Raw genomic sequence first — 12,433 nt, forward strand, 5'->3', positions numbered from 1 at the left:
ACCCCTCTTAATTTATTTATGCTGCTTTTTTACGGTCGATTAATACCGCAAATAAAATAACAATCCCTTTGACTACTTGTTGGAAGAATGAAGATACACCTATTAAGTTTAGACCGTTGTTTAGTACACCGATGATTAATGCACCGATTAATGTACCGACGATCCAACCACGACCGCCTGTTAAGCTCGTACCACCAAGTACTACAGCTGCGATGGCATCTAATTCATAAGATGTACCTGCTGTTGGTTGTGCTGAGTTTAAACGAGAAGTTAAAATTAATGCAGACATTGCAGCAAGCATACCTGTTAAAGCGTAAACAGCAATTGTTGTGCGGTCTACGTTAATACCTGAAAGACGAGAAGCTTCAGCGTTACCACCGATTGCATATACACGACGGCCAAATGTTGTTTTACGCAAGATGAAATATAGTACGAAGAACGCGACTGTCATTGTTACGATCGGAACTGGAACACCTAATAAATAACCTTTACCAAACATTTGGAATGATAAGTGATCACCTAGACCTGATACTGGTTTACCATCTGTGTACACTAATGTTAAACCACGATAAATTGTCATTGTTGCTAATGTTGCGATGAATGGTGCAACTTTACCTTTTGCGATAATGATACCGTTTACTGCACCTAATACTAAACCTAAAGCTAATGCTGCTGCCATTGCGATGAATGGATCATAACCACCTGCTAATAATGTGGCAGCGACTGCACCCGTCAATGCGAGCGTTGAACCGACTGATAAGTCAATACCGCCTGTTAAGATAACAAACGTCATCCCGAATGCGATTAACGCACTAATTGAAACTTGACGAAGTACGTTGAAAATATTATCCGACGTTAAGAAGCTCGGACTCATGATAGAAATAATAACGACAATTAATAGTAATCCAAATAAAGGCCCTAATTTTTGCATTAGGCCATTAGAAGTTTTGGCTTTGGACAACTTTGTCACCTCCAGTAGCATAATGCATAATTTTTTCTTGTGTCATATCTTCACCAGTGACTTCACCAGTAATTTTACCTTCGTGCATGACAAGGACGCGGTCTGACATACCGATTACTTCCGGTAATTCAGATGAAATCATTAAGATTGCAACGCCTTGTTCTGCTAAGTCATTCATAATTTGATAAATTTCTTTTTTCGCGCCGATATCTACGCCACGTGTCGGTTCATCTAAAATTAAAATTTCAGGGTTGATACCTAACCATTTTGCAATAACGACTTTTTGTTGGTTACCACCTGATAAAGATTTTGCAGGTAATTCAGCAGTCGGTGTTTTAACGCCGAGACGTTTCACGAAATTACTTACGAATGATTTTTCTTTCGAACCGCTAATCATACCTGATGTCGATACTTTATCGAAGTTGGCCATCGAAATGTTCTCTTTAATTGAGAAGTCTACGATTAAACCTTGTGTTTTACGGTCTTCTGTTACGAAGCCGATGCCTAGTTTTTTCGCTTGGCGTGGATTTTTAATTTTCACTTCGTTACCGTCAATGAAAATTTGACCTTTCGACATTTTGCGGTGACCGAAGATTGCTTGTGCAACTTCAGTACGGCCCGCACCCATCAGTCCAGCAAGTGCAACGATTTCACCTTTGCGTACAGAGAAGTTAATATCTTCGCAAAGACCTGGACGTGTAAGCCCTTTTAATTCAAGCTTAACATCGCCGATTTGTGCGTGGCGCTCTGGGAATCGTTCGCCTAGCTCACGACCTACCATCATTTGAACGATTTCATCAAATGTTGTTTCTTTAATGACGCGCACACCAACGTATTCACCATCACGTAAAATCGTAATGCGATCACAAATTGAGAAAATTTCTTCCATACGGTGAGAAATGTAGACGAATGATACGCCTTCTGCTTTTAATTTATGAATCGTTTTGAATAACGTTTGAATTTCGCGGTCCGTCAGTGCAGCAGTCGGTTCATCCATGATGATGACTTTCGCATTTGTTTCAATCGCTTTCGCAATCTCGATGATTTGTTGTTTACCGACTGAAAGATTACCAGCTGGTGTACGCACATCGATGTCTAAGCCAAGTTGACTTAAAATGCGTTTTGCTTCTTTATTCATTTCTTTGTTTTTCAAAATACCGAATCCAGCTGTTTGCTCATTGCCTAAAAATAAGTTTTCGGCAACTGATAAATCCGGTAAAATATTTAACTCTTGGTGAATAACCGCGATCCCTTTTGCTTCTGCTTCTTTCGGTGATTTGAAGTGAACTTCTTCACCATCGACTTTAATGACACCAGCATCACGTTCGTAAATCCCTGTTAGGATTTTCATCATCGTTGATTTACCGGCACCATTCTCACCCATTAGTGCATGGATTTCTCCATCACCTAATTGGAATTGAACATCCTTCAGTACGACATTTCCGTTAAACGCCTTATGAATGCCCGACATTTCAATCATGCGAGTTCCCTCCTTCTAAAAAATCACGCCAGATTGCAGTAAAATGTTCGCGTATGGTGTTGCTTCACCTGTACGAATAATTACTTTTGCATCTTTTGAGAGCACTTTCAATTGTTCGTGTGAAACTTCTTCAAATGGTACGTCCATTAATTGTTTCACATCTTTGTAAAGGCTTTCATTTTGTGTGTTAATTTCCGTTGCGACGATTGCCTTCTCTGCTTTAAAGTCTTCTAGAACCGTTTCTAAAATGACCATAAAGCCAGGTTCGCCAATTTTGTAAGATAAATCGATGCAAGTGACACCGTCTGGAATCGGTAAGCCACAGTCCGCAATCATAATGCGATCTGTGTGACCGATGCGAGCAAAAATGCCAGCTAACTCACGATTTAAAATCCCTTGTTTTTTCATTTATTGCACGCCTCCTAAACGCTCGATCACCGCTTCGTGACTTGGCATGCCGCCTTGTGCACCAAATTGTTCTACTGATAATGATGCTGCGATATTCGCAAATGCAACTGCTTCTGTGATCGTTTGACCATTCGTTACGGCATATGCAAATGCACCGTTAAATGTATCACCCGCGCCTGTCGTATCAACAGGTTGTGTTTTGAACCCCTTCACGAATACGTGACGTTCACCATCAAAGTAACGTGCGCCGTCGCCACCTAATGTTACGATTAGTTGGTTTGGATATTTTTCAAGTGCTGCTTCTACGTCAACGCCGAAAATATCTGCACATTCTGTTTCGTTTGGTGTGAAGTATGCGACACGGTCCATCCATTCAGCTTTAAAGTTTTCAGCTGGTGCTGGATTTAATAATACTTTCGTTCCTAGCTCTTGGCATACGTCTAATGCGTAAGCAACCGTTGCCTGTGGAATTTCAAGTTGCATCACGACTAAATCACTTTGAGCGATTAAATCACGTGCTGCGTCAATCGATGCGTTTGTCACATCGTAGTTCGCGCCTGGTACAACGATAATGCGATTATCTTCATCAAATAATGTGATGCTTGCAATACCTGTTGCTGTATCAACATCTGCTACTAAGTCATCATTGATGTTTTCTTGCGTTAAAATTGTACGTAATTCCTTACCGAAGGCATCACGACCGAGTGCACCTACCATGTGGACATCTCCGCCTAAGCGTGCAACTGCCACTGCTTGGTTCGCGCCTTTACCACCTGGAACGGTATGGAATGCTTGACCGAATACTGTTTCACCTTGTTTAGGAAAAACGTTCGTTTCTACAACGATGTCCATGTTAATACTACCGATTACTGTAATCATGCTTCCGTTCCCTTCTTTGTCGATTTTCGAATGACAAGCTCTGGCGCAAATGCGACGACTTGTTCTTCGACTTTTTCACCTTTTATTAAGGCAATAAGTAGTTGTGTTGCACGTTCTCCCATTTTTGTAATAGGTTGTGCGATTGTCGTTAGCTCTGGTGATAGTAACGTTGTAATGTTAATGCCATCATAGCCAACGACTGAAATATCCGCTGGAATGTTGATGCCGTATGATTCGGCTGCCTTCATTACGCCCATTGCCGAAGCATCGCTTGAAGCGAATACTGCGTCATAATCGCGTCGTTGTGCAAATTGTCGTTCGGTCATTTCCTTTGCAGCTGCAAAATCGAATGGGCTTACAATCGTGTCGTATTGAACCGATGTATGCTTTTGCATAATTGATTCAAAACCTTTCATACGATCATTTGCGACATCGATGTCAAGCGGTCCTCTCACGCATAAAATACGTTTAAAACCTTGCTCGACTAAAAATTGCGCGGCTAGCTTCCCGCCAAGAACATTATCAGAAGTCACCGTTGGGATCGTTTCTGATAAATGACGATCAAGTGCGACGATTGGTACATCCAGCGGTTTATAAAAGTTTGCTTCTATATGATTCGTTGTCACAATAAAACCTGCTGCATAATTTTGCTGCAGTGTACGAATATAATGCTTTTCTTTGTCAATCGTTTCGCCGGCGTTGCATAGCATAACTGTGTAGCCATGTTCATATGCTGTACGCTCAACGGCACTCGCAAGCTCGGGGAAAAACGGGTTCGTAATATCCGGCACGAGTAGTCCTATCATGTTCGTCTGCTTTGTTGACAGCGAACGCGCTAGTTGATTTGGTGCATATTGGAGCGTTGCAATTGCTTTTTCAATCGCTTGTTTCGCTTCCTCACTTACGTAACCTTTACTATTCAAATGTCTAGAAACGGTAGCGACTGATACGCCTGCTTCCTTTGCGACATCCCGAATTGTTGCCAATGCCATCACCTCAAAACGAATTTGTGGAACCGGTTTCATGTGTAACCGATTACACATAATATAATGCATGATTTTTATTACGTCAACACATTTTTTTATTAGGTCATACTAATTTAAGTCATAGTGGGACAAAAAACTTGTTATAAAACAGAAATCGTCGTTATATAATAGCAAAATTAGCGGTTTTAAAAAATACACATTTTTTTCGCATTAAGTGATACTATTATTTACCATTCAATGATATGATAAAAGAAAATATGACACTAAAAGAGAAAAAGAAGGTGTATTCGCATGAAAATGATCCTTTCTCAAAAACAACAGCTTAAATTGCATATGACGACGCAACTACGTCAATCTATTGAATTACTACAATATTCTCATGAAGATTTAGCACAATTTATTCGAGAGCAAGCATTGTCTAATCCATTGATTGAATTGAAAGATACAACGCCAATTCAGCGAAAAAGTGGTCATTTTGACGACGTTTTACCATCTATTGCAGCTGAAAAAGACTTTCGTGAAGAACTTTTACAAGAAATTCAATGTATGATTGAAGATCCAACACTCTTATATGCGTGTCAAATGGTCATTCATAGCCTTGATGATAACGGATATTTACAACAAGATATTATTGTGACATACAATATAGAAAAGTCGCTATTAACAAGCGCTATCAATGAACTACAAAAGTATGGCCCACCTGGTATTGCAGCAATTAACTTAAAACATTGTTTGCTGCTCCAATTGCGTCAAATGACACCGAAAAATCGGATTGCAGAAGCTATTGTGACATACCATTTAGAAAATGTTGCCAATGGACAATTTGATGACATTGAAAAAGCGTTACATATTACAAAACCTGTACTACGCCGCGCTATCCGGACGATCAAATCATTAGAACCAAAACCTTGTCGTTCACTTTTTAGTAAACCAGCGGCAACGATTACACCCGATGCCACGATTACGTTAACGAAAGAAGGCTTTTCATTTCAATTAAATGAGCAAGACTTACCGACGATTACGCTATCAACTGCTTATGACGATCTTTTTACACACGTAGAAGCTGCAGATTTTTTAAAAGCACAATTTAAACGTTATGAATGGTTAACACAAAGCATCGCACAGCGTCGTCAAACGTTAACGCGCTTATTACAAGCTGTCGTATCGCATCAGCAAGCCTTTTTCAGACAAGGCTATGTTGCATTAAAGCCGCTTCTATTAAAAGACATTGCCGCACAGTTAGGCGTACACGAGTCGACGATTAGTCGTGCAACGAAAAATAAATGGCTCGCCACACCGTTTGGAACAGTCGCATTGCGTACATTGTTTACGAACGCGGCAGACGAACGCGGCACTTCGCAAACAGCAATTAAAGTGCATATTGAGCAACTAATTCAATCAGAAGATAAAACACGTCCCCTTTCAGACCAAAAAATTTGCGAATTATTGCATGAAAAACAAAACATTTCGCTCGCTCGACGTACGATTACGAAATATCGTGATGAATTATCGATCCCAAGTGCCTCGAAAAGAAAGCAACTTATCTGATATAATGAGATAAGGGGGCACGCGTATGACACATTTATTTAGTAAATTCACTTTGGCGACGCTAGGCATCGCTTTTGTCTATATCATAAGCTATTGGCACCATTTCACGACGTTCGTTTATAGCCCATCCCTCGACATCTGGTATACGAAATGGTTTTTGTTATTACCGCTCGTCGTTGGATTTGTGCTTTGGCATTTTTTATCGCTACTTGAAAAGCATCCAGAATGGCATGAATACCGCGCATTAAATTCTGAAAATAAGCAATATTTTTACAATAACTCCGTTTTCGCATGCTATTTACTTAAAAATAGCTTGCTCATCTTTTTATCGTTAAAAACAATTAACGATGGCGTCATCGCTAGCGGCCATGCCTCATTATTTGCTGGTTATGGCGATATCGTAAGCGTTTGTTCCGTATTATGTATGAGCGGCTATTATGTATGGTATACGGCACAATCGCCTCGTGAATTATCGGAAAATTAAAATATTTAAAACATAAAGAGCGCTTTAGTGATCCACTAAAGCGCTCTTTTTTAATGCGTTAATAGTCTTTCAATATGTGTTTTTACTTGTGGCCATTCATCATCGACGACGCTATACACGGCACTATCTCTTATCGCCCCGTCCGCACCAAATTTATGTTTTCGCAATATCCCTTCAAATGTCGCGCCGATTCGCTCAATGGCACGACGAGAGCGCGTATTTCGCGTATCTGCCATAATTTGTAGTCGCTTAAAATGCCGCACTTCAAACGCGTCGATCATCATTAAATATTTTACATTCGTATTAATCGGTGTACGCCAAGCTACCGGGTTCAGCCACGTATAGCCCATTTCTGCACTTCCGAAACTCGTTTCGATCGTATAAAAACGCGTCGCACCGACAAATTCATTATGAAGCTTTGAAAAAATTGCATACGCTTGTTGGTCTTGTGCATCGAGCGCAAATTGAATATACGCTTGCGCATCTTCTACTGAACGTATCCTCGGCTGCGTCATCTCCCAAATACGGTCATCATCTGCCGCCTTCGCCAATGCTTGTGCATGGTGTAGCGCAATTGGTTCTAATCGAACAACGTCATTTTCTAACATCCTAATCCCCCTTTTTAAACAGTATAGTGGACAGCGCATTAAAAAAGAACCTTATCTATAGCGATAAGATTCTTTTCAATAGTTAATGATAGAAATATACATATTGAGACGTTGCGTAACCGATGACCCCTTTATAATAAATTTTGTACCATGTGCTATTATCGACGAAATCGATAATATAAACTTCTTTACCTGACATAACTTTACCGACGATACGATATTTCGTAGTTGGGCCTGAGCGTATATTTAAATTGATACCTTTCGGTGTTGTGACAAGCCCTTCGCCGATATAGACTGGAAGCTTTGCAACATACGCTTTAGAGACGTAACGCTTATAACCTTTATACGAAATTTGATACCATTTTGCGTTGTACGACTTTAAGACGCTCACTTTATCATTCGTATGAAACTGTCCGACTACACGATATTTCGTACTCGGCCCTGTGCGTATATTTAAATGATCCACTTGCGCGTAACGCGTCGTTGCTGCTTGTGCTTGTTCGACTTGTGACGGCTGCGTAGCATACGTAAGCCCAAATGCCGAGGCACTCATACTCACAGCGAGCAAGCCTTTCAACATTTTCTTCATCTAATCCCTCCACAATCATTCATAATGTGTTTCTAAATACGCGGTACTTGCGTAACCAAATTTTCCGTTATGATACACTTTAAACCAATTCAAGCTATAGAAGTCTGTTACTTTCACGTACGTGCCAGAAGCTGCCTTTGTCACAATTTTATAGTTTGTCCCAGGCCCTGAGCGGATATTTAAGTTTACGCCTTTTGGAGTTGCGACATAACTACGTGTAATGTAATAAACAGATTTTGACACGTACATTTTTGCTACGTAACGCTTATAGCCTTTATACGAGATTTGGTACCATTGTGCATTGTACGATTTTAACACGTTGATTTTATCGTTTTGATCAAATTGCCCGACTACGCGGTATTTCGTACTCGGTCCTGTGCGAATGTTTAAATTATTTGCATGTGAATACATCGTCGTTGCAGCTTGCGCTTGTTCCACTTGTGCTGGTTGTGCGGCATATGTGAGGCCAAATGCTGAGGCACTCATCCCTACCGCAAGCAATCCTTTCAGCCATTTCATAGATTCCACCTCTTACTTATTTTTTGACGATATAAGCGGCTGACACGTATCCAATTTGTCCACGGTGATACACTTCATACCATTTGGCAGTCGTTTTTTGCAATACTTGTACGGTATCTTGCGGGTAAAGTGCACCGAATCGTTCATATTGTACACCCGGCCCTGTCCGTACATTTAACGTATCATTTGAAGCGACCTTTACGACATAAAGCGGTGGTGTTTTCGTATAAGCTTTATGCACATAGCCAAATGACCCTTTATACCATACTTGTATCCAATTGCCCGCGTTTTCCGTACTTGTGATATACAATGGTGCGTTATTTTTCAACGTTCCTAGTTTGCCGTAACTAATCCCAGGTCCTTTGCGCACATTTAACGTATCATAAGACGGCACCTTCACGAGTAACGCTTGCACAAAGTACGGCGTTTTACTCACATAGATTTTTTCAACATATGCTTTTCCCGTTTCATATTTCACTTCGTAAAATTGACTGTTATAGCTCCTAATGACAAGTACCGAATTGTTTAGCGTATAATCACCGAGTACGTCACCAGCGAGCGATGGTTTTTTGTAAATTTTCAACCCGTCATACTGGGCATATTGAATTTGAATTTGTTGTGCCGCCTCTGCCCCGATTTGTGGCTGTGCAACAGCTGTCATAGTTACCGCGGAAAACGTTAACCCAATTGCCATCATCCATTTGTTCAAAATGAATCTGGCCATCATTGCTCCTCCTCACTTATTTAATAAGGATACCGTTCTAAATATTTCGCATTTACGAATCCTACTTTGCCGTTATCATAAGCAATGGCTGTCCAGCGCGCATTGTTTTGATGAACGACATATACCATCGTCCCGCGTTCTAACTTTCGAATAATTTTATATTTCGAGCTAGGACCTGCACGTAAGTTGAGTTTCATCCCTTCTGTTCGCACAATAGATGCATCTAGCGGTGTTAAATATGCTGCTGACACATATCCTAACGTCGAACCACCTTTCCAGACCCGATACCAGTTTGACGTTGTTTTGTTCAGCATTGGCACGATTGCCCCGTCTTTATACTGCCATAAGACGCGGTATTTCGTGCCTGGACCACCACGCGCGTTTAACGCATAACCATTTGCTTTCACCCGATAATAAGCTTGAACGTTCGGTTTTAAATTGACCCAACTTGCTGATACGTAAGCTTTATTTGATTTGTAATACACTTCGTACCAAGCACTATTATATTTCCGCACGATCGTTAACGGATCGTTAAATGTGAGCTGGCCGAGCACACGATAAGTTGTTCCTGGGCCACTCCGTACATTGACACCGCTCGTCATTGAAAATACCGTTGTTGCAGCTTGGGCTGTTTTCGTTTGCGCATGTGGTGCCACGATGCTCATTCCAAAGGCTGACGTTGTCAAACTTGCGATAAGCGTCCACTTCACAAGTGATGACTTCATCATTCACACATCCTTTTTTTATTTTGCACATCCTCTCTAAAGCTAACATCACCCTATTATGTCTTTCCAATATGACATCTTTTTTCAGAAAAATCAATAAATTTTTGATATAATTTGTACAAAGGCATAAAATTTATCATAAAAAATAACGTAAAAAGGACTTAATACACAATCCCATTCTCTTCTTACTTAGGACCAAAAAAAAGACTAGCACTAGGCTAGTCTCTTCGTCATTATTCAAAACGCTTTTTATACGCAGTAATATACTGGCCTTCACCAATTTTTAAACGTGGTATACCTTTGTCTGTGTAGCGAACACCTTCTATTTGTAACGTTTCGCCAACACGAACGATATACATTTTTTGCTCTTCTTTAAAAGCAACAGATGAAAAGACGTTTAAATCTTGTGCCACCGTTACCGTCTTCGGATTGATGTAATAATAATCTTTAATATCGAGTGGTACGGCACGCGTAATGTCTTTACGTGCTGATAAGTAATTTCCACTCGTCGTTTTCAAACGTGGTGTCCCACTCGCTGTATACACGATACTTTTAATTTTGAACGTCGTATTTTTTTCATACGTACGTAATTCATGTTTTCGCGTAAAGTTTTTCGAATCGTAAATGATTTGGTAGCGTCGTAATAACGCGCGCTCTGGGACGTCGGTGATATAGTTATCAATATCACTACGCACTTTTAATACGTTTGCTTTATTAGCCGTAATATAATGACCGTTTGCTAATTTCAGACGTGTAACACCGTTTGCTAACGTCGCAACGCTTGCTACCTCAACAATTTTCCCTTTTTTCAAGTTACGCACTTTTTCATCGAATGCTTTATCGCGATATTCGCCTACTTGTTTTTTCAACACGACTTTTTTCGGGTTAGACGTATAATACGTCGTGCTCACATTAGACGTTTTTGTTACTTCTTTTTTAACTTCTGAATTGTAAGCAAGTGGTGACGTCTTTAAGAAGTCGCTTACTTTTTTGCCACTCGCTAATTTATTCGCATCAACCGTACCAGCGATACCGTTAATTTTAGCGCGATCGGTATATTGCCATAAATCATATTTATAAGCAGGCGCTGCTGAACCGTAACGTGGAATCCACATGAAATCTGCTTTTTTCGTGTCTAAGTTCAATTTCGTATATAAATGATGAGCAACGTATAAGCCGATTTTTTTATTCGTATGTTTGCGTAGTTCATCGACATACGCATTGACGATCGTACGCATACTTTCGCCAGACTTGCTCGTCATTTCCTCAACGTCAATGACGTAAAATTTTGCATCACTGCTCGCACGATTGTATAAATTACGTGCTTCTACACGTGCGTTTGCACTTGATGATGCTAACATATATGAATATACACCATATGGGATGCCGTTTGCTTTGGCGCCTTTTTCATATGTTTTGTGCATATAATCTTCTACTGAACTTCCGTACTGAACACGAATAACTGCTAAATCTGTTGATTTTGCAACTTTCGCCCAGTCAATATTCCCTTGCCATTTAGATACATCAATAATCATGCCTGTTGTGGCTTTCGTTTGGACACCTTTTGTATAGTCTGACACATATGGTGTGCCTTCCCATTCAATTGTACCATCAGGTTTCGCCGAAGTTTTGTCCACTGCATTTGCCGTTTGACTTACAACGACAGAAGCAATGAGACAAATGATGAAACTGAAAGCGACAACAACAAATTGTTTCGTACTTTTCAACTTTTGCTGTGTCTCCCTTCTATCTTAGTCATTTCAAAAACGACCATATCCATCATACCAACTTTATGCTAGTTCGTTCGGACCTTTTTAACAATTATTTATTAAATTTATATTACATTGCATCATTTCTATTACAAAAAAAGAAGTGAGGCTAGGCCTTCACTTCTACAATCGTTTCAAGTGCAATGCGGATGGCATCGTTCAAATCTCGCTGATGCCACCCTGGCACTTTACCATGTGCAATTGATAGTTCAAAATTCGCCGGGATATGAATAAATCCTGCAGCAATATCATGCTCGACGGCATATCGTAAACCTTCATACATCACTGTATTGCAGACGTACGTTCCAGCTGTATCCGAGATGCGTGCTGGATAACCCGCTTCATTTAATGCAGCCGTTATTTGTTGAATCGGCAGGCGTGACATATAACTTTCTGCACCACCTGCGATAACGGGTTCATCTTGTGGCGTGTGTCCTGTATTGTCTGGTTTCGTACTGCTCGCGACATTAATCGCAATACGTTCCGGCGTTACTTGATAACGTCCGACAGCCACGCCGAGCGATACGATCAAATCTGGTTGTACAGCTTCGATAATTGTCGAAAGTGCTACGCGTGCATCGTGAAACGCAACCGGCAATATATGACCAATTACTTCATATTCCCCAATATGTTGCCTGTCTAATGCAGCAACGACTGGCATCGTCGGATTTTCTTGTAAATTTAAAAACGGTTCAAAGCCTGTTAATAACAATTTCATATGTCCATCTCCCTTTGTGTCATTATACAAAAAAG

General features: G+C 40.4%; 14 protein-coding genes. 2 read left to right on the forward strand and 12 right to left on the reverse strand.

The genetic code is table 11. The annotated features are described in order from the left end of the window. Window positions 1-16: 16 nt before the first annotated feature. The 5 genes from rbsC to KMHG_RS08020 are packed head-to-tail and all read right to left on the reverse strand — an operon-like array spanning window position 17 to window position 4,720. Complete coding sequence (gene rbsC, locus KMHG_RS08000) at window positions 17-931, reverse strand: ribose ABC transporter permease (RefSeq protein ID WP_238984683.1); 915 nt, start codon at window positions 929-931, stop codon at window positions 17-19. 7 nt (window positions 932-938) lie between these two features. After that, window positions 939-2,441 (reverse strand): sugar ABC transporter ATP-binding protein, encoded by a 1,503-nt coding sequence (locus KMHG_RS08005; RefSeq protein ID WP_010288542.1) that lies wholly within the window; start codon window positions 2,439-2,441, stop codon window positions 939-941. Between the two features lie 15 nt (window positions 2,442-2,456). After that, window positions 2,457-2,849, reverse strand: a complete 393-nt coding sequence (gene rbsD / locus KMHG_RS08010) for a D-ribose pyranase (protein ID WP_010288543.1) — start codon at window positions 2,847-2,849, stop codon at window positions 2,457-2,459. Beyond that, window positions 2,850-3,728 carry a ribokinase gene (rbsK, locus tag KMHG_RS08015; protein ID WP_010288544.1) on the reverse strand — a complete coding sequence of 293 codons (879 nt, stop codon included), beginning with the start codon at window positions 3,726-3,728 and terminating at the stop codon, window positions 2,850-2,852. Next, window positions 3,725-4,720 (reverse strand): LacI family DNA-binding transcriptional regulator, encoded by a 996-nt coding sequence (locus tag KMHG_RS08020; RefSeq protein ID WP_044504583.1) that lies wholly within the window; start codon window positions 4,718-4,720, stop codon window positions 3,725-3,727. Before KMHG_RS08020 ends, rbsK begins: the two co-directional genes overlap by 4 nt. Before the next feature lie 285 nt (window positions 4,721-5,005). Here KMHG_RS08020 and rpoN point away from each other — a divergent pair, with 285 nt between their 5' ends. Then, window positions 5,006-6,262, forward strand: coding sequence for an RNA polymerase factor sigma-54 (rpoN, locus tag KMHG_RS08025; RefSeq protein ID WP_010288547.1), 1,257 nt, complete (start codon window positions 5,006-5,008; stop codon window positions 6,260-6,262). Window positions 6,263-6,287: 25 nt separating this feature from the next. Beyond that, window positions 6,288-6,746, forward strand: a complete 459-nt coding sequence (locus KMHG_RS18360; protein ID WP_010288548.1) for a hypothetical protein — start codon at window positions 6,288-6,290, stop codon at window positions 6,744-6,746. 50 nt (window positions 6,747-6,796) lie between these two features. On the opposite strand, the gene KMHG_RS08035 is transcribed toward KMHG_RS18360, so the two are convergent. From KMHG_RS08035 to KMHG_RS08065, 7 genes are all read right to left on the reverse strand, one after another. Next, window positions 6,797-7,354: a GNAT family N-acetyltransferase gene (locus tag KMHG_RS08035; RefSeq protein WP_010288549.1), complete on the reverse strand. Its 558-nt coding sequence runs from the start codon at window positions 7,352-7,354 to the stop codon at window positions 6,797-6,799. Window positions 7,355-7,436: 82 nt separating this feature from the next. Then, entirely contained in the window at window positions 7,437-7,943 is a 507-nt protein-coding gene (locus tag KMHG_RS08040) for an SH3 domain-containing protein (RefSeq protein WP_010288550.1), read from the reverse strand. 15 nt (window positions 7,944-7,958) lie between these two features. Next, on the reverse strand, window positions 7,959-8,462 hold the full coding sequence (locus KMHG_RS08045; protein ID WP_010288551.1) for an SH3 domain-containing protein: 504 nt from the start codon (window positions 8,460-8,462) through the stop codon (window positions 7,959-7,961). Window positions 8,463-8,478: 16 nt separating this feature from the next. Continuing rightward, window positions 8,479-9,186, reverse strand: coding sequence for an SH3 domain-containing protein (locus KMHG_RS08050; RefSeq protein WP_010288552.1), 708 nt, complete (start codon window positions 9,184-9,186; stop codon window positions 8,479-8,481). 20 nt (window positions 9,187-9,206) lie between these two features. Next, window positions 9,207-9,914, reverse strand: coding sequence for an SH3 domain-containing protein (locus tag KMHG_RS17525; protein ID WP_084761427.1), 708 nt, complete (start codon window positions 9,912-9,914; stop codon window positions 9,207-9,209). Window positions 9,915-10,144: 230 nt separating this feature from the next. Further along, complete coding sequence (locus tag KMHG_RS18365; protein ID WP_010288556.1) at window positions 10,145-11,638, reverse strand: DUF5776 domain-containing protein; 1,494 nt, start codon at window positions 11,636-11,638, stop codon at window positions 10,145-10,147. Between the two features lie 151 nt (window positions 11,639-11,789). Then, a complete protein-coding gene (locus KMHG_RS08065) occupies window positions 11,790-12,398 on the reverse strand; it encodes a pyroglutamyl-peptidase I (protein WP_010288558.1) in 609 nt (202 codons plus the stop codon). Between the last annotated feature and the right edge of the window lie 35 nt (window positions 12,399-12,433).

The sequence above is a fragment of the Kurthia massiliensis genome, assembly GCF_000285555.1.
Lineage (GTDB): Bacteria > Bacillota > Bacilli > Bacillales_A > Planococcaceae > Kurthia > Kurthia massiliensis.

Excerpts from the sequence above, each read along its gene's own strand:
- rbsC (WP_238984683.1), bottom strand. The coding sequence starts at position 931 with ATGCAAAAATTAGGGCCTTTATTTGGATTACTATTAATTGTCGTTATT.
- KMHG_RS08005 (WP_010288542.1), bottom strand. The coding sequence starts at position 2,441 with ATGATTGAAATGTCGGGCATTCATAAGGCGTTTAACGGAAATGTCGTA.
- rbsD (WP_010288543.1), bottom strand. The coding sequence starts at position 2,849 with ATGAAAAAACAAGGGATTTTAAATCGTGAGTTAGCTGGCATTTTTGCT.
- rbsK (WP_010288544.1), bottom strand. The coding sequence starts at position 3,728 with ATGATTACAGTAATCGGTAGTATTAACATGGACATCGTTGTAGAAACG.
- KMHG_RS08020 (WP_044504583.1), bottom strand. The coding sequence starts at position 4,720 with ATGGCATTGGCAACAATTCGGGATGTCGCAAAGGAAGCAGGCGTATCA.
- rpoN (WP_010288547.1), top strand. The coding sequence starts at position 5,006 with ATGAAAATGATCCTTTCTCAAAAACAACAGCTTAAATTGCATATGACG.
- KMHG_RS18360 (WP_010288548.1), top strand. The coding sequence starts at position 6,288 with ATGACACATTTATTTAGTAAATTCACTTTGGCGACGCTAGGCATCGCT.
- KMHG_RS08035 (WP_010288549.1), bottom strand. The coding sequence starts at position 7,354 with ATGTTAGAAAATGACGTTGTTCGATTAGAACCAATTGCGCTACACCAT.
- KMHG_RS08040 (WP_010288550.1), bottom strand. The coding sequence starts at position 7,943 with ATGAAGAAAATGTTGAAAGGCTTGCTCGCTGTGAGTATGAGTGCCTCG.
- KMHG_RS08045 (WP_010288551.1), bottom strand. The coding sequence starts at position 8,462 with ATGAAATGGCTGAAAGGATTGCTTGCGGTAGGGATGAGTGCCTCAGCA.
- KMHG_RS08050 (WP_010288552.1), bottom strand. The coding sequence starts at position 9,186 with ATGGCCAGATTCATTTTGAACAAATGGATGATGGCAATTGGGTTAACG.
- KMHG_RS17525 (WP_084761427.1), bottom strand. The coding sequence starts at position 9,914 with ATGATGAAGTCATCACTTGTGAAGTGGACGCTTATCGCAAGTTTGACA.
- KMHG_RS08065 (WP_010288558.1), bottom strand. The coding sequence starts at position 12,398 with ATGAAATTGTTATTAACAGGCTTTGAACCGTTTTTAAATTTACAAGAA.